Here is a 16510-nt window from a genome sequence, read left to right as displayed (position 1 = left end):
CATGAGCGCCGCACTGAACATCACCTTCCGTGCCCCGCACACCGGCGCCGCCTCCGGGGTGGTCGCGCTGGGCCGCAAGCACTTCCGCCTCTACGCCGGCCCGGACGGCATCCCGCTGCCCGAGGTGGTGCTGGAGCAGGAGCAGGAGGCGGGCGGCCGCGCGGTCGTCACGGTCCACCTGCCCGCCCGGATCGAGATCCGGGCCGAGAGCGGGAGCCTGATCCCCGCTCAGCTGGCCTACGCGCTCCAGGCCTGCTGGGTGCCGCAGGAGTTCGCCCCGATCACCGTGGACGGGCCGCGGACGCTGTCCTCCGACGCGCTGCTGCCCACGGCCCTGGTGCATCCCGACACCGGGCCGGCGGCGGCGCCGGACGGCGAGCCGCTGCGGCTGGACGTCTACTGGAGCGTCGACTACGCCGGTTCGCAGGGCGCCGAGACGGCGCACGGCGCGGTGATGCTGGAGTTCGCGCCGCCGGGCGAGGAGCCCGGCCCGGTCCCGCAGGTGCCCGAGGAGGACGAGTACCTCTCGCTGCGGGACCTGGCGGGCAGCAGCCACCAGCACGAGTTCGTCGTCGTGGACTTCGGCACGACGGCGTCCACCGCGACCCTGCACGACGAGAAGAAGGTCAAGCAGCGGCTGGTCGACCCGGCCCAGGCGAGGTCCCTGTCCGCCATGCTGGAGGAGCTGCTGGGGCCGCCCGCCGACGCGCCGCCCGCCTGGCGCGAGGAGGTACGGGCGCTGCTCGCGGGCACCGTCACGCTGCCGCGCCGGGACAGCACCGGGATCACGGGGAGCGCGGCACTGGCGCGGGTCGCGGACGCCGACGCCGCCGACGCGCTGATGCTGCGGGTGGAGAGCATCCGTGAGCAGGCGGACCCGGAGCTGCGGCAGTGGCTCAACCGGCGGCTGCACGCCGGCTATGCGACGGTCATCGGCACTCCGCCGCTGGAACGGCACGGGATCCGGCCCGTCGACTACCCGGACGGCACCGGGCAGCGCACCCACGCCCCGGCCAGCGCGATGCGGGAGCGGGAGCGGGAGTACCCCGGCGGGGAGGTGCCCGAGGACCCGCGGGCGCGCCGCTTCGAGCTGTGCGGGGACGACACCCGCGGGCTGACGGGGATCAAGCGGGCCGCTCTCCAGCTCAAGCCGGAGCCGGTGGCGGGCAGCGACCTGTCCGCCGACCACCTCACGCAGCACATGTACTGGCTGCTGGTGGAGGGCGCCGAGGCGACCACGTACAACCCGGCGCTGGGCACGATCAGCCGGGTGCCGACGGTCGTGGTGACGTATCCGACCACGGTCCTGCCCGAGGTCAAGGAGCGGCTGAGGGAGCTGGTCAGCCACGCTCTGGGCGGCCCGATGACCGTCATGGACTACGACGAGGGCCTCGCCGCCGGGCTGTACTTCCTGATGCGGGACCTGACCGACAACCTCAACGCGGGCCTGGAGGCGCTGCGGGCGCGGTGCCGCCGGGTCGGGGACGATCCGCCGACCTGGCACCGCATCATGCTGGTGATCGACATCGGGGGCGGTACCACCGACGTGGCGCTGCTGCGGCTGACGCTGGTCGACCAGACCCCGAAGCTCACCGGCGAACAGGAGTTCGTCGCGGGCCGCGACTACCGGCTGGAGCCGGAGCTGCTGGGTTCCACGGGCCACGAGCGGCTCGGCGGGGACCTGCTGACGCTCCAGGTGCTGTACTGGATCAAGGCCCGGCTGGTGGACGAGCTGCGCTCGCCCGGCCAGGAGCAGGAGGACGGCTCGCACGACGGCTCGCAGGATGCGACGGGCACGGGCACGGCGGCCGATGCGGCGGGTACGGGTACGGGCAAGGGCGCGCGGGTGGAGCGGCGCGCGCTCGCCGAGACCGTCACCGAACAGGCCGCGGACCAGCTGGACACGATCGTCGCCGACGACATCCGCCAGATCCTGTCCGAGTGCCTGCCCACGGACTGGGCCGGCGTGGGCGACCCGGCCGAGCGGGAGGCCCGCTCCACCCGCTTCCGGCTGCTGTGGCGGCTCGCGGAGCGCAAGAAGCGGGAGTTGGGAGCGGCGGGCGCCACGGACGCCGTCCTCAAGCACGAGGACGTGGACGCGATCCTGCGGGCCGCGCCGCACTCCCTGGGTACGGTCAGCGGCCCGATCACCCTCGATGCCGGCGAGTTCCGCAAGCTGATGCGGCCGGTGCTGCGGCGGGCGGCGAAGCTGGGCGCCGATCTGGTGCGCGGCTCGTTCCGCCGGATCCACGAGGAGAACGCGGAGCGCGCGGAGCAGGGCCTGGACCCGCTGCCGGAGCCGGTGCTCGACCAGGTGGTGCTGTCGGGGCGCACCAGCGCCCTCGACCAGATCCAGGAGCAGGTCGTCGCGGCACTGCGGCAGGACGAGGCGGACGGCAGGGCCGGGCTGGGCTGGCACGAGGCCACGGAGCTGTCGGTCGAGCGGGAGTTCGCCAAGCAGGCCACCTCCCTGGGGGCCGCGTGGGCGCACTCGGTCCGCAACCGGGCCGGGCAGATCGAACACAACAACAGCAAGAGCGGGCGCACCGGCGGCTCGATCCGGATGAGCGATCTGGACATCAGGCTCCAGGGCCTGTTCTCCAGCCTGCCCTGCGACTTCGGCCCGGTCGGGCAGATGGGCCGGGTCAATCCGCTGCTGTGGGCGGGCGATCCCTTCATCGAGCTGGACTCCTCGGGCCGGCTGGGGGTGCGTACGGGGTGGAACGCGCTGAGCCGGGTCGTGGAGCTGCACCGCGACATCGGCTCCGGTGACTCCATCCAGTGGGGGGTGTTCGACCTCGCGCTGACGGCGAAGGACGAGGGCTTCGACCCGCTCGCCTCGGTGTGGCGCCCGCCGAGCGGCAGCGGCCGCGGGGTCCGCTACCAGATCGAGATGGACCACCGGCTGGTCGCGTCGATCCTGCTGTGCAACGGTCCGGCCCATCTGCTGGTCGGCGGGCTGGGGCTGGAACTCGACGGGCTGGTACCGGGGTTGTCCTTCGACCCGGAGCTGCCGGAGTGCTCGGTGCCCGGCCGGATCTGCGTCGCGACGGGCGTGGACGAGAACGGGGTGCGGCAGCTGGCCGAGGTGTTCCCGGCGACGGAGCCGGCCGCTGCCACCGGCGCCACCGGAGTCACCGTCGTCCTCGGGGACGACGGCCGGCAGTCGGCTGCCGCCGGCTATCTGCCGGAGTCCTTCCACGAAACCGTCGACGCCGACGAGCTGCCGCTACCGGGCCGGGTCGCGGCGATCCCGGTCCCGCCGCTGGAGGCCAACCACACCTACACGTACGAGTTCCACCTGGACCGGGGCGACGGCGACCCGGTGTTCCTGGGCCGGCTGAGCGCGGCGCAGCAGGGCCGGCACCACGCCACCCTCGACGCCCGGGGACGGCTGCGGGTGCACCGCGGCGTGGTTCCGTACGTGCCCGCCGAGACGCTGCGCGAGGTGCAGCGGTATCCCGGGCGGGTGCTGGGGCGGCGGATGGATCCGCCGCAGAGCGACTTCAACCACCACTGGGACCCGAACAGCGGGAGGCACTGATGAGCGGCGCGGACGAAGGCGTACCGGCCGGCGCGCAAGCGGTGTGGGCGCCGCTGAGCGGCTTCGCGGAGGCGGCGGCCGTGGTGCTCGCCACCCCGTCGGAGTGCCGTGAGGCGATGCTCGGCGCGCTGGACCGGTGCTGGGAGGAGCTGGGGCAGGCGGGCCGCCACCAGCCGCCGTACGCGAACGACGCGAAGGAGCTCTTCGACCAGTTCGAGGCGGCACGGACCGCACTGCAGCTCGCCCTGTGGGCGGCGGCAGCCGCCGCCGGTCCGCCGCCTGGCGGCGGGGTGGTCGCCGCGGTGGACCGTCCTGCCGCGGGCCTGGCGGGTGCCGCCGAAGCCGTGGCCCGCCCCGGGGCGAAGCTGCCGTCGGCCGCAGCCGGCCCGCCGGCCGCGGCGGACCTCACTGATCCGGACCGCATCGATCCGGACCGCACCGATCCCGACCGCGCCCCGACTGGGGCGGGCGGTACCGGCGGGACGGGCGCCTCGGGGGCCGACCCCGCACGCACGACGCAGTCGCAGCCCGGCAACACCGGTCCAGGCCCCCTGGGACAGGTCGCAACCGACCAGGCCGCCGGGCCGGCCCCGACGGGCCCTTCCGCAACGGGCTCGGCCGGCGCGGCGGCAGCCGAACCCGGCGGGACGGCCACCGCAGTCAACGGAACGGAGCCGGCAACGACCGGCAATGCCCCGACCCGCCCGGGCACGACCGGAACCGGAACCGGCGGCGAGGCCGGGGCGCCGGCCAAGGCAGAGCCCGCCCCCGACCCGTTGGCCGGCTTCGCCGAGGCCCTCGGCCTGCTCGAAGCGGAACTCTTCGCCGAGCAGATCCGCTACCTGCCCCGCTCGCCGCAGTCCGCCACGGCCGGCCCCCCGGCCACCGCCCCCGCCTCCGCCCGCATCGCAGCCACCTGGCAGCGCGTCCACATGGCCCTGCTCCGGCTGCCCGCCGCCCCCCGCACGGAATGGCGGGCGCGGGCCGACGAGGCCGCCGCGGCCGCGGGGCTGGCCGTCACCGCCGAGGACTCCGCGGATCCGGACGTCATCGTGCCCGGCCTGCCGCAGGGCCTCTACCCGGCCGAACGCGTCCCGCTCACCATCGTGTCCCCCCGGACCGCCGCCTCCCGCGTCCCCGCGGAGGTCCTGCTGAGCCTCGGCACAACAGCCGGCGCCGTCATGGACCTGCCGTCCATGGACCCCCGGCTGGCGTGGGCCGTACGGGCCGACCAGGCGCTCCGCCTCGTGGAACTGGACCCCGAACTCCACGTCGCCGCGCTCGTCGAGGAGCAGCCGTCCAGCCTGGCTCCGCAGGACGAGCGGGTGCGCTACCGCCAGCACCTGGACCGGCTGCTCGGCAGCGCGGGCTCGTCCCAGGCGAGCGGCTGGCCGGCCGACGGCCGGCTCGGCGCCGCCCACAACCTCGACATGGTCCTCGGCGGGCTGGTGCACGAACGGCCCGCCGCCCCGGGCAGCTGGTGGTGGCAGTGGCGTACCGCCGTCTCGCGGATCCTCGCACCGCTGGCCGAGAGCGCCGGGTACGAACTCGTACTCAAGCCCGTCGGCCAGTGGCGCAAGCACGACCTCGAGTCGTACGCCGTCAAGCAGACCGTGCCGGGCGTCGGCCAGGCCGAGGAGCCGCTGGTGCAGTGGGTGGTGTGGACGCCGTTGAAGCCCAAGAGCAGTTACACCAGGAACGAGCGCAAGGGCCGGGTCGTCATCCGCCCGGTGACGCAGTACGGACGGCAGGCCGCCCCGTGAGCGCCGGCGGGACGGGACCGTCCGGCGCGGACCGCCGGGCCCGGCAGGTCGGCGAGCTGCTCGGCGCGTCCGCGACGGGGCGCGGCAACGGGCTCTCGCCGCAGCTCGTGGCCGACATCGCGGCCGTGTACGACGCGGCCGCGCGCGACGGGGCCGGCGGGCCGCTCGTCACGGTGCGCGTGGCGGTGTTGCGCGCGGACGCCGGCCCCGGCCCCGGCTCCGGCCCGGCTTCCTTTCAGCGGCTGGTGCCGCTCCTGACCGGGGTCCGCCCGCCGGGACCGCCCGGCGCGGGCGACCTCGTACCGCTCACGTACGTCCACGAGCCCGCCGACCTGCCCCTGTTGCGGCTCACCGAGGCACAGGTGCGGGCGCTGAACCGGCTGGCGAGGGCGCTGCTGGCCCGGCCCGAGCACCTCGGCCGGGCGCAACTGGCACGGAGTGGCACGGCCGCCTGGCTGCGCGTGCGGGCGGCGCAGCGGCAGCGGACGTTCTTCCGGACCCGGTACGTGGGCCAGGAGGCGGTGGAACGGGCCTGGCGGCGCATCCAGGACGTCACGGCGGCGGGCGCCGGCCCGGCTCCCGGACCGGCGCGCGCGGTGGTGGAGGTCCCGGTGCGCCTCCCGTTCCTGTTCCACGGTGACCCGCTGCCCTGGCCGGGCGCGGGCGCCGACGTCAACGGCCGCGGGCGCCCGCGCATCGAGGTGACCGACCTGCCCGTACCGCCCGGCGGCGGGCCGTCGGCGCACCTGGCGGAGGTGCTGGACGCCGCGCACCTGGTGCTGGCCGCCGCCCCGGACACCGCGCTGGCGGGCCGGGAGCCGCTGCCCGCCCTGTTCCGGACCCTGTTGGAGCGGGGGCGGCCGGGCGGGGACCGGGCCGAGGTGGTGCTCGTCGCGACCACCGCCGGGCGGCGCGGCCCCGAGGCGACGGCCGCGCTGGGCAGTTGGCTGCGCGGCCGGACGCCGGTGACCGTCGGGCCCGCGGCGCGGGACCTGGCCGTACACGCCGTCGCGGTCGCGGAGGCCGAGCACGCGCTGCGGATCCTGCGCCGGCCGCGGGGCCGGCCCGCGACCGCGCTGGAACAGGCCCGGGCGGACTGGGCGATGTCCGGGATGCCGGAGCTGTGCGACACGGTGCTGGGGCCCGCGCTGGACCGGGTGGCCCGCACCGGAGGGGAGCTGACGCGGCGTCGCTTCCGTGCGGCGCTCCACGGCGTACGGCTCGACTGCCGCCGTCCGGCGGGCGCGCGGCCGGCCCGGGCCGGGGAGAACGACGCCGAGCGTCTGTGGGAGGAGCTGGAGGTCTTTGCCGCGGGGCCGCTGGCGGAGCGGGCCGTACGGAGCTTCGAACCACCCGGCGCACAGACCTCCACCAGCGCTGGCACAGACACCGACACCAAGGATCCGTTCGACTCTCGGGGAGCTTCTTCGCCATGACCACCACGACCTGGCTGATCGTCCTCCTGGTGCTGTCCGTCGTAGCGAACATCGCGCTCACGGCGCGGCTGACCGTTCTGCGGCGCAGGCCGCTGCCCCTCCCCCTGTCCCCGACCATCACGGTGCGGGACGCACCGCAGACCCTGGACGCGCTGGAGAGCACCCGCCTGGAGCTGGAGCAGGCCCGCCAGGCCGCGGACCACGCGACCGGCCTGATGCAGGGCCGCGATCTCGAACTCGGCCGGGTACGCGGACTGCTCACGGAGGCGCAGGCCCAGGCGGCCGATGCGGCCGCCGCCGCGCAGGAGGCCCTCGCGCTGCGCAAGGAACGGGATGAGCTCCTGACGCGGCTGCGGGAACGGGAGGAAGAGGTGCGACGGCGTTCACGGGAACGCGACGACACCCAGACCCAGGCCCTGGCCCGGATCCACGAGCTGGAGCGGCGTCTGGCGGATGCCGAGGCCCACGCGGAGGGTCCGCTGGGCCCCGAGCCCGTCTCCCCGGCGATCCCCCGGCAGTTGCCGCTGGGCCGGGACACGACCGCCGACAGCAGCGTGGACGGCGCCGACCTCGGGCCGGTGGTGGTGCGGGCCGCGTCGGCGCGCGGCGACCGCGCACGGCACGACGGTGAACACCGGCGTGACTCCGTCCTCCTGCGCTTCGCCGAGGAGATCCCCACGCCGACGCTGCTCAGCGCGGTGGCGGCAGGCAGCCCGCGCGGCCGCTGGTCGCAGTCGGCGGCCGACCGCGCCTGCCGGAGCCTGGCCGCGCAGGTCGGCCGGTACGGGGAGGGCCTGGGGCGTGAGCTGTACCGGCCCGACGGCGACGACGGCGCCCTCGGTGCCCTGCTGCGTACGGCGTTGCAGGGCGTCGCGCACTCGATGCGCCTGGTCACCCGGGGCGAGGGCCCGGGGGGCGAGGCCGATGACGCGGCGATCGAGGTGGCACTGACCGGGCTGCTGACCCGGCTGGGCGACGGCCGGGAACGCGAGCACCTGGCCTTCGGCGTCGGTGACGGCGCGCTGCTGCGGCTGCGGGACGGGGCGTGGAGCGCGGTGTTCACGCCCGGGGAGTCGGCCCCCGACCGCACCCTGCGGTTGCCCGCCGACGCCGCGCGGGTCGGCTGGGCCCGGCTGACCACGCTGCCCGGCGACGTCCTCGCGGTGTGCAGCCCGCCGATGGCCGAGCTGCTGCTGCGCGAGGACGTCGGCTCGTGGTTCGCGGCCCGGTGGGCGGGCCGGCAGCCGTACCTGACCTCGTTCCTGTCCGAGGTGAACGCCCCGGTCCGGTCCACCGGCGGTGACCGTTCCGTGGTCTGCCTGTGGGACTTCGGCGACGCCCGGGAGGCCCGCTCGGCAACACCCTGACCCCCGGAAGCACGGCTCAGCCGCAGGCCCCCGCCGGTGGCCGCGACGGCATTGCCGCTGCTCGGACGTCCGGACCAAGCCTGAGGGGACACCCGGTGCCTTCACCCGAAGATGGCACCGTGCCGTAGCGGGCAGGGGCTGCCACCGGCGAGGATGCCCGGCGTGACCGCCGCCCAGGACCTCGTTCCCCTCCGCTCGAAGCACTCGACACCCGTGGTGTTCGGTGCGGGAGCGGCCATCGGCGTCCTGGGCGGGATGATCGGGCTGGGCGGCGCGGAGTTCCGCCTGCCCCTGCTGATCGGCCTCTTCGGGTTCGCCGCGCTCTCGGCCGTCATCCTGAACAAGGCCATGAGCCTGGTCGTGGTCCTGGTCGCGCTGCCCGCCCGGCTGGCAGCGGTCCCCGCCGCCGAGGTGGCCGCACGCTGGCCCGTCGCGGTCAACCTGCTGGCCGGCAGCCTGCTGGGCGCCTGGGTCGGAGCGACCTGGGCGGTACGCATGCGCAGCGCGACCCTCTACAAAGTGCTGGCCGCCCTGATGGTGCTCATGGCGGCCGCCCTGGTGGTCACGCACACGACCCCCCTGGACGCGCTGGCCCTGCCGCTGTGGGCGCAGGTGCCGTGCGGGGTCGTGGCCGGGTTCGGCATCGGGGTGGTCGCGGCGATCATGGGCGTGGCCGGAGGCGAGCTGCTGATCCCGACGATCGTGCTGCTGTTCGGGGTCGACATCAAGACCGCCGGAAGCCTCTCCCTGCTGGTGTCCCTGCCGACCATGCTCGTGGCCTTCGCCCGCTACAGCCGTGACGGCAGTTTCGCGGTGCTCGGCGCGAACCTGCGCTTCACCCTGGTCATGGTCGCGGGTTCCGTCGCCGGTGCGGTGCTGGGCGGGCTGCTCCTGGGCGTGTTCCCGGACCTGGTACTCATCCCCCTGCTGGCCTTGGTCCTCCTCGTCTCCGCGGTCAAACTCGCCCGTCACCACTGACGTGGCCGAGATGCCTCGGGTGCCCGGCCCGGGTCGGGTCGGGTCGGGCACCGGGTCGGGTGGGCCGTCGGGCTAGCGGCCGAAGTGGTCTCGGTTTTCGTGGAGGAAGGCGTCGAGGGTGCGGGGCGGGCGGCCGAGGATCCGGGAGACGGTATCGGTGGGGGTTTCGGGCCGGGCGACGGCGAGTTCCTGGATCTCCGTCACGTGGTCCGCGAGCCAGCCGGGCATGTGGGCGCGGTGGATGAGGTCGGCGCGCAACTCGTCCGGGGCGAGGTTCACGTAGCGGACCCGACGACCGGTCAATGTGCTGAACCGTTGGGCGAGTTCGGGGTGGGAGACGACTTCCGGCCCGGTGAGGACGTAGCTGCCGCCCGCGATGTCGGGTCTGGTGAGCGCGGCGGCGGCGACATCGCCGATGTCCCGGCAGTCGACGTAGTTGCAGGGGGCCTCACCCATCGCGCCGAGGATGACGCCCTGGGCGACGGTCGGCGCCAGGCGCAGGAGGTTCTGCATGAACGCGTAGGGGTACAGGAGGGTGTGTTTCATCCCGAGTGCCCGCACGTGTTCCTCCACGGCATGGTGCCCGCGGGAGATGGCGACCGGGGAGTCGGGTTCGGCGGCGGGTGCGGAGATCTTGACGAGGTGCTCGATGCCGGTGTCGGCGGCCGTGTCGATGACGCGGGTTTCAAGTTCGACCTGGGCGGGGCTGTTGGCCATGGCGAGGAAGAGCTGGCTCGCGCCCTCGAAGGCGGTGCGCAGGGAGTGGGGGTCCCGGGCGTCGGCGTACCGGACTTCCAGGGGCGGGCGGTGTGCGCCGGTGACGCCGGGGATCGGCTCGTGCGGGGTGCGGGTCAGTGCCCGGACGGGGGTGCCGAGCGCGAGGAGGCTGTGGAGCAGGGCGTTGCCGGTTGCTCCGGTCGCTCCCATGACGACGATCATCGGGTGTCCTCTTTCCTGGTGGGTTGCCCGGCGGTGGTGTTTCGCCAGCGCAGGGTGACGATGGTGGTGGCGAGGGCCGCGGAGAGGGGCAGGTCGATGCGCAGCCGCTCCAGCCGGGCGGTCGCGGGCACGGGGGTGTGGGCGGGCAGCCACTGGGCGGCGAACCACCCGAGCAGGGCTGCCGTACCGGTGGCCGCGATGACGAGGGTGAGGGTGAGGGCGGCGCCCGGTACGGCGATGGTCCACCGTCGGGGCCGCCCGCCGTGCCGCAGCCAGGTACCCACCAGGAACGCCACCATGGCGGAGGTGCCGGCTATGGAGGTGCAGGCGGCCACGGCCAGGTCCCGCTGCCCGGTGAGGACTCCGGCGGTGCCCGCCATCAGTGCGGGGGCGGCGTAGGCGGTCAGCACTTCGCGCCACAGGACGAACGGCCGGGGAGTCGCCCGGCTTCGGCTGGTTCTTTCCTTCGTTGCGGGCATGCCGGCCTCTTTCTCGCTCGTGTGAGGTAGGGAATGTAATTAGCTGGCTAACTATCGGGGCAAAAGAAAGGCCCTGCCCGGAGGGGCGGGGCCACACCGGCCGCGCGTCGGATCAGTCGGCGGCCAGGGCCGCACTGCCGCGCACCACGCGGGCGAGCAGATCGAGGAACACCGCGCGCTCCTCGACGGAAAGCCCGCCGACCATCGCCTCCAGCCGCCCGAAATGCTCGGGTGCCAGATCGCGCAGGCGCTGCGCACCGCGGGCCGTCAGGATGGCCACCGTGCCGCGTCCGTCCTCCGCGGACGGGCGCCGGGCGACCAGGCCCTCGCGTTCGAGGCCGTCCAGCAGGCCGGTGACCGTGGCCCTGGAGACGTCGAGGTCGACCGCGAGGCGCGAAGGCGACTTCTCCCCGCCGTGGGCTTCGAGGTCGGCGAGCAGGCGGTAGCGCCCCGTCGAGAGACCGAACCGGGCGAAGTGCGCCTCGGCCGCCCGTCCCACCCTCGCGCCGGCGGAGATCAGCCGCACCGCGACCAGTACCGCCTGCGGATCGACCTCCAGGCCGTAGTGCTCGATCTGCTGCCTCGCCTGGTCCAGGGTGGGGAGCTCGCCGTCGACCTCATTCCGCGTCATGTAAGTAATATGGCAGCTAACTACTCGCTTGGCAAGGCGCCTTCGCCGCCCGGCGCGACGGTGGTTCAGGCGCGGATGGACATCAGGAGCAGGGGGTTGGTGGTGGGCTGCGGGGATCCTCCGGCGGGTTCGAGGGTGAGGCCGACGGCACGCGCGTCGGCGGTGTTTCCGTCGAGCAGGACGGTGCCGTCCTGGCTGATGAATCCGGCCGGGCTCATGGTTCCGCCGTGGTCGAGCCACAGTTGGTACGTCTTGCCCTGGGCAGGGGCGGGCAGGCCGGTGGCGGTGAAGACGGCCCTGTTCTGGCGGTCGGAGGCGACGACGGTGGTGAGGGCTCCGTTGCCGGCCCGGCCGTGGACGGTGCGGGCGTCCGGAGCGGCCAGAACGGTAGTCACGGCGTCGAGCCGCTGCTCGCTCTGCCGGGCCTGCTGTTCGAGCTCCCGGTTCTCCTGGTTCTGCCAGGCGGCCAGGCCGGCGAACGACGCGGCCGCAGCCAGGCTGGCGGCCAGGGCGAGGGGGACTGCCTTGCGGCGCAGCAGGCCGCGGAAGGAGACCGGGGAGGTCGCGGGGACGCGGGGCGGGAGCTGGCGGACGCCGTCGATGGTCGCCATCGTCCACTGCTTCATCGCGGCCGGCGGGGCCTGGGCCGCGGCGGCCGCCAGACGTGCGGCGGTGGCCTCGAAGTCGGCCGTGTCCTGCCGGCATGTCTCACACCCGGGCAAGTGCGCGGCGAACTCCTCGCGCTCTTCGGTGTCCAGGGCGTTGAGCCCGTACGCGGCGGCCAGGTCATGGACATCGGTTGCGTGGTGTTTCACGCGGTCACCCCCATGCAGTCGCGAAGCCGGATCAGCCCGTCGCGCATGCGTGTCTTGATGGTCGGAAGCGGCGTGCGAAGCGTTTGGGCGACTTCACGGTAGGTCAGGCCCCCGTAGTAGGCCAGGGTCACGGCCTGGCGCTGGAGCTCGGTCAGGCCACGCAGGCAGCGCCGTACCTGCTCGCTCTCCAGGCGGGTCTCGACCTGCTCGGCGACCTCGTCGAACGCCGTACGGTGCTCGCGGGCGGCCTGGGCGTGCTCACGGTCGGCGGCGGCCTGCGCCGAGCGGACCCGGTCGACGGCCCGCCGGTGGGCGATGGTCGCCGCCCACGTGCTCACACTGCCGGACTCCGGCCGGTAGCGGGCGGCCTGCCGCCACAGGTCGATCATCACCTCCTGCGCGACCTCCTCCGACTGGGCCCGGTCGCGCACGACCCTGACCACGATCCCGAAGACCATGGGCGCGAGGGCGTCGTAGAGGGCCGAGAAGGCCTCCTTGTCACCGTGGGCGACCCTCTCCATGACCCCGGCGAGGTCGGCGAGGTCACCGCGGCCGGAGTGCGCCGCGGCACCGGACGGGAGGGGCTGGTTCACCGGGCGGACTCCGGCCGTCGCGACCAGGCGAAGGGGCGGCCGGGGCCGGCCGCCCCGGGGTGGGGTGTCCATCGCATGGCAGTCCTTCTCCTCGAGCGGTCCGGCCCGCCCCGGTGGGACGGACCCGCCACAGGGCCGTATGGATCTCTGCCCGTACTTCGTAGCGGAAGTGCTCGCGGATGGGTGGACATTGTCTGCATCTGAGCAAGCCGTGTTCCCCCGATCGCCACCAGGGGGTCCTGGCCGCTCATTTTCCCAGGATCTCGTCGAAGTGGCCGGGTCCGGTGTGGGGGATGGTCTCCAGTGCGCCGGTGTAGCGGCGGGTCTGGGTCTGCCAGGCGTGGTAGCCACTCATCCAGGCCCCCATGAGCTCGACGTACGTGGCCACGGCCGTACGCTCACGGCTGGTGAGACCGAGCTGTCGGCACATGGCCGGGACCTGGCGGGCGAGTTCCCGGAACCGCTCGACGCGCCCCTCGACCTCTCGGCGGGCGACCGCGATGGCTTCCTCGCGCGTGCACCGCCGGGTGTGCTCGACGACGAGGACGAGGTTGTCCATGTCGCCGCGGGCTTCCTCCTTCTCCAGCGAGTAGACGTCATTGCACATGAAGGTGACGTCGATGGCGGCCTGGCGCATGATGCGCAGCTGCGGGCTGTGGAAGGCGGCAGCGGGGACGCTGATGCCGGCGGCCCGCTCGCCCAGGGACAGGGGCAGATCGGTGCCGGCTATGCCCCGCCTGACCTGCAGGTACGTTTCCATGTCGGCGGGAGTGCCGCGGAGCCGGCCGATCGCCTCGTGAGCCTGGGTGGCGAAGTAGTACTCCCACTCGTGCGCGGTACGGGCCACCCAGCCCGGGTGCGCGCCGTCGCCGCAACGCGCCCAGAGATCGGCGAACGCCACCGCGCACGCATCCGCCCCCGCGGCCGGGGCGGCGCCGTGCACGATGTCGATCAGTTGCCGGCAGACGGTCGCGGCGCGGGCGGGGTCCCGACCGATCGGACCGTCGAACTGGTCGTCGAAGACGAAGAAGAACGCCATCGCGTCCGTGCACACGTCCAGGGCCGGGCCTTGGGCGTAGGGGAAACCGTGGGCGGCCAGGAGCGGCATGTCCCACGACGCGTACCACTCCATCGAGCGGCCCTCCCCGACCAGCCCCATCCGCCGCACCCACGCCGGATTGCGCTGCCGCGCGCCCTCCAGATCCGGGCTGACGGAGCTCGGGAAGGGGAGGTGGAACTCGATGTCCTGCGGCACGTGCCCTCCGTGAAGCGAGCCGGTCACAGCCGGGTGGAGTCACCACCAGCCTCCGGTACGGACCTCACCATCTCCCGGTTCCGTGACGTGACGCAGCCGACTGCCGGCCAGATGGTGGCTGGATTCCATTTGGCGTCGACCGCGAGCGACGGGTGCCGCCGCCGGATGGACAACCAACTGTGCCTGAGGTGGAGTTGAGGCGGACCCCGCAGTCAAGCCCAGACGGCCTTCGCAGCGGGGGCCGCCACTCGTTCGGGTGACAGACCAATCCGCCGGGTGGGCGGAGCCGAATGCGGGGTGTGAGCAGCTTCCGCACCACCATCGTCCGCGCCGCTCGTGGCGCGCTGGCCGGGCTTCTGGCCGGGTTCGCCGCGCTGGCCGTGGCCGAGCTGGTCGCCGGCCTGCTGCGGCCGGCCGCCGGACCGGTGACGGTGGTCGGTGGCGCCGTCATCGACCGGACCCCGGCCGCGGTGAAGGACTTCGCGATCCGCACCTTCGGCGAGAACGACAAGCTGGTCCTCCAGCTCGGCATCCTGCTCCTGTTGGCCCTGTTCGCGGTCGCCCTGGGTGTTCTGGCCCTGCGGTATCGGCGTGCGGGGGCGGCCGGGGTGCTGGTGTTCGGGCTGGTCGGCGCGGCCGCTGCCCTGAGCAGGCCCGATTCCGAAGGGGCCGCCGATGTGCTGCCCTCGCTCGTCGGCACGCTCGCGGGCGCTGCCGTCCTGTACGTCCTGGCGGGCAAAGCCACCCCCGCCGGCTCCCCGTCGGGTGTTGAGGGCACCGGGGGCGGCTGGAGCCGGCGGGGGTTCCTCACCGCGGCGACCGCGACGGCCGTGGCCGCCACCGGCGCAGGTGCGCTGGGCCGCGCGCTGTCCGGGCAGCGCGGCCGGGGCGCCCTCGCCTCCCGCGACCGTCTCACCCTGCCCGCCCCCGCCTCACCGGCTCCCCCGGTTCCGTCCGGGGCGCAGCTGAAGGTTCCGGGGATCGGCGCCTTCACGACGTCCAACCGGGACTTCTACCGCGTCGACACCGCCCTGGTCGTCCCGAAGGTCGACGCCGGCACCTGGACGCTGCGCGTCCACGGCAAGGGCGTGCCCCGCCCCCGTAGTTACACCCTCGACCAGCTCCTGGCCCGCCCGCTGATCGAACGGGACATCACCCTCACCTGCGTGTCCAACGAGGTGGGCGGCCCGTACGTCGGCAACGCCCGCTGGCTCGGTGTTCCGTTGGCCGGCCTGCTGTCCGAATGCGGTGTCAAGCCGCCGTCGAAGGGCGGCAGGGCCGACCAGTTGGTCGCCCGCTCCGTGGACGGCATGACGCTCGGGTCCCCCGTCGAAGACGTCATGGACGGACGCGACGCCATGCTCGCGGTCGGAATGAACGGAGAGCCCCTGCCCTTCGACCACGGCTTCCCCGTCCGGATGCTCGTCCCGGGCCTGTACGGATACGTCTCCGCGTGCAAGTGGATCACCGACATCGAGCTCACCACGTTCGACGCGTACGACCCGTACTGGGTCAAACGCGCATGGGCCCGCCGGGCGCCGATCAAGACCCAGTCCCGCATCGACACCCCCAAGCCGTTCGCCCGCCCCGCCGTCGGCACCGTCGTGATCGCCGGAGTCGCCTGGGCCCAGCACCGCGGCATCACCCGCGTCGAGGTCCGCGTCGACGACGGGCCCTGGCAGGAGGCCGACCTCGCCGCCCAGGACAGCCTCGACACCTGGCGCCAGTGGTCCCACCGCTGGCAGGCCACCACGGGCGGGCACACCCTCTCAGTCCGCGCCATCGACGGCACGGGAGCGGTCCAGACCGAGCAGCGCGCCCGGACCATCCCCGACGGGGCGAGCGGCTGGCACAGCGTCTTCGTCACCGTCCCCTGAGACCACCGGACCGGCCTCACCCGACGCGCGGTCCGGCAAGAACCCCCCGACCACCGAACACCGACCACCGACCACCGACCACCGCATCAATGCGAACCTTCTCCCAAGGAGCAACCGATCATGAACAGCATTCAGATCCGCCGTGCCGGTATCGCCGTGGCCGCAGCCGTCCTGCTGCCCTTCTCCCTGGCCGCCTGCTCCGATGCCTCCAGCGACACCAAGACCGCGCCCGGCGCGACCGCCGGCAACTCGTCCGAGACCGGTGAGAGCACCCCCGGCGGGGACGCGATGACGGCGGACCAGCCCTTCGGCCCTGCCTGTGCCGGCGTACCGCGCGAGGGGGCGGGCTCCTTCGACGGCATGGCCAAGGACCCGGTCGCCACCGCCGCGTCCAACAACCCTGCGCTGTCCACCCTGGTCACCGCGGTCAAGCAGGCCGGCCTCGTGGACACCCTGAACAACGCCAAGGACATCACCGTCTTCGCCCCGACCAACGACGCCTTCGCGAAGATCCCGAAGGCCGACCTCGACAAGGTCCTGGCCGACAAGGAGCTGCTGACCAAGATCCTCACCTACCACGTCGTCGGCCAGGAGCTGACCCCGAAGCAGCTGGAGAACGGCTCCTTCGAAACCCTGCAGAAGGGCATGGTCACCACCAAGGGCTCCGGCGAGGCCTACAAGGTCAACGGCACCGCCGCCGTGGTGTGCGGCAACGTGAAGACCGCGAACGCCAACGTCTACATCATCGACACCGTCCTCATGCCGAAGTAGCAGCCCGGCCGTGGCCCGGTACTTCCTCGCGAGGCAAGGAAGTACCGGGCCCACGTAACCCT

At 73.8% G+C, this 16510-nt stretch carries 13 protein-coding genes; 7 read left to right on the top strand and 6 right to left on the bottom strand.

Translation table 11 applies throughout. The features are described from left to right. The first annotated feature begins 1 nt into the window (after position 1). From ACFYZ4_RS32010 to ACFYZ4_RS31990, 5 genes are all read left to right on the top strand, one after another. Positions 2–3544 (top strand): hypothetical protein, encoded by a 3543-nt coding sequence (locus ACFYZ4_RS32010; RefSeq protein WP_390785495.1) that lies wholly within the window; start codon positions 2–4, stop codon positions 3542–3544. Then, the gene (locus ACFYZ4_RS32005; RefSeq protein ID WP_390785494.1) at positions 3544–5307 is read left to right on the top strand and encodes a hypothetical protein; all 1764 of its coding nucleotides are present in this window, start codon (positions 3544–3546) and stop codon (positions 5305–5307) included. The genes ACFYZ4_RS32010 and ACFYZ4_RS32005 overlap by 1 nt, the downstream gene beginning before the upstream one ends. Further along, on the top strand, positions 5304–6743 hold the full coding sequence (locus ACFYZ4_RS32000) for a hypothetical protein (protein WP_390785493.1): 1440 nt from the start codon (positions 5304–5306) through the stop codon (positions 6741–6743). The genes ACFYZ4_RS32005 and ACFYZ4_RS32000 overlap by 4 nt, the downstream gene beginning before the upstream one ends. After that, the gene (locus ACFYZ4_RS31995; RefSeq protein WP_390785492.1) at positions 6740–8110 is read left to right on the top strand and encodes a hypothetical protein; all 1371 of its coding nucleotides are present in this window, start codon (positions 6740–6742) and stop codon (positions 8108–8110) included. Before ACFYZ4_RS32000 ends, ACFYZ4_RS31995 begins: the two co-directional genes overlap by 4 nt. A gap of 162 nt (positions 8111–8272) precedes the next feature. Then, positions 8273–9088 carry a sulfite exporter TauE/SafE family protein gene (locus ACFYZ4_RS31990; protein ID WP_390785491.1) on the top strand — a complete coding sequence of 272 codons (816 nt, stop codon included), beginning with the start codon at positions 8273–8275 and terminating at the stop codon, positions 9086–9088. 72 nt (positions 9089–9160) lie between these two features. Here ACFYZ4_RS31990 and ACFYZ4_RS31985 read toward each other — a convergent pair whose 3' ends face one another. The 6 genes from ACFYZ4_RS31985 to ACFYZ4_RS31960 all read right to left on the bottom strand — a co-directional run bounded on the left by ACFYZ4_RS31985 (position 9161) and on the right by ACFYZ4_RS31960 (position 13800). After that, a complete protein-coding gene (locus tag ACFYZ4_RS31985; RefSeq protein WP_390785490.1) occupies positions 9161–10027 on the bottom strand; it encodes an NmrA family NAD(P)-binding protein in 867 nt (288 codons plus the stop codon). Then, positions 10024–10506: a hypothetical protein gene (locus ACFYZ4_RS31980; protein ID WP_390785489.1), complete on the bottom strand. Its 483-nt coding sequence runs from the start codon at positions 10504–10506 to the stop codon at positions 10024–10026. Before ACFYZ4_RS31980 ends, ACFYZ4_RS31985 begins: the two co-directional genes overlap by 4 nt. 112 nt (positions 10507–10618) lie before the next feature. Beyond that, positions 10619–11137, bottom strand: a complete 519-nt coding sequence (locus ACFYZ4_RS31975) for a MarR family transcriptional regulator (RefSeq protein ID WP_351290873.1) — start codon at positions 11135–11137, stop codon at positions 10619–10621. 65 nt (positions 11138–11202) lie between these two features. Continuing rightward, the gene (locus ACFYZ4_RS31970; RefSeq protein ID WP_390785488.1) at positions 11203–11952 is read right to left on the bottom strand and encodes an anti-sigma factor; all 750 of its coding nucleotides are present in this window, start codon (positions 11950–11952) and stop codon (positions 11203–11205) included. Then, complete coding sequence (gene sigK / locus ACFYZ4_RS31965) at positions 11949–12545, bottom strand: ECF RNA polymerase sigma factor SigK (RefSeq protein ID WP_351290869.1); 597 nt, start codon at positions 12543–12545, stop codon at positions 11949–11951. Before sigK ends, ACFYZ4_RS31970 begins: the two co-directional genes overlap by 4 nt. 247 nt (positions 12546–12792) lie before the next feature. Beyond that, complete coding sequence (locus ACFYZ4_RS31960) at positions 12793–13800, bottom strand: terpene cyclase (RefSeq protein WP_390785487.1); 1008 nt, start codon at positions 13798–13800, stop codon at positions 12793–12795. Positions 13801–14090: 290 nt separating this feature from the next. Here ACFYZ4_RS31960 and ACFYZ4_RS31955 point away from each other — a divergent pair, with 290 nt between their 5' ends. Then, positions 14091–15677: a molybdopterin-dependent oxidoreductase gene (locus ACFYZ4_RS31955; protein WP_390785486.1), complete on the top strand. Its 1587-nt coding sequence runs from the start codon at positions 14091–14093 to the stop codon at positions 15675–15677. Between the two features lie 120 nt (positions 15678–15797). Further along, the gene (locus tag ACFYZ4_RS31950; RefSeq protein ID WP_390785485.1) at positions 15798–16448 is read left to right on the top strand and encodes a fasciclin domain-containing protein; all 651 of its coding nucleotides are present in this window, start codon (positions 15798–15800) and stop codon (positions 16446–16448) included. Positions 16449–16510 lie beyond the last annotated feature (62 nt).

It is taken from the genome of Streptomyces sp. NPDC001513 (genome assembly GCF_042894695.1).
Classification (GTDB): domain Bacteria; phylum Actinomycetota; class Actinomycetes; order Streptomycetales; family Streptomycetaceae; genus Streptomyces.
The sequence above is the reverse complement of the archived record's forward strand: the minus strand, read 5'-3'. Positions and strand labels throughout refer to the sequence as shown.

Coding starts and splice junctions, on each gene's coding strand:
- ACFYZ4_RS32010 (WP_390785495.1), top strand. CDS start 2: ATGAGCGCCGCACTGAACATCACCTTCCGTGCCCCGCACACCGGCGCC.
- ACFYZ4_RS32005 (WP_390785494.1), top strand. CDS start 3,544: ATGAGCGGCGCGGACGAAGGCGTACCGGCCGGCGCGCAAGCGGTGTGG.
- ACFYZ4_RS31995 (WP_390785492.1), top strand. CDS start 6,740: ATGACCACCACGACCTGGCTGATCGTCCTCCTGGTGCTGTCCGTCGTA.
- ACFYZ4_RS31985 (WP_390785490.1), bottom strand. CDS start 10,027: ATGATCGTCGTCATGGGAGCGACCGGAGCAACCGGCAACGCCCTGCTC.
- ACFYZ4_RS31980 (WP_390785489.1), bottom strand. CDS start 10,506: ATGCCCGCAACGAAGGAAAGAACCAGCCGAAGCCGGGCGACTCCCCGG.
- ACFYZ4_RS31975 (WP_351290873.1), bottom strand. CDS start 11,137: ATGACGCGGAATGAGGTCGACGGCGAGCTCCCCACCCTGGACCAGGCG.
- ACFYZ4_RS31955 (WP_390785486.1), top strand. CDS start 14,091: ATGCGGGGTGTGAGCAGCTTCCGCACCACCATCGTCCGCGCCGCTCGT.
- ACFYZ4_RS31950 (WP_390785485.1), top strand. CDS start 15,798: ATGAACAGCATTCAGATCCGCCGTGCCGGTATCGCCGTGGCCGCAGCC.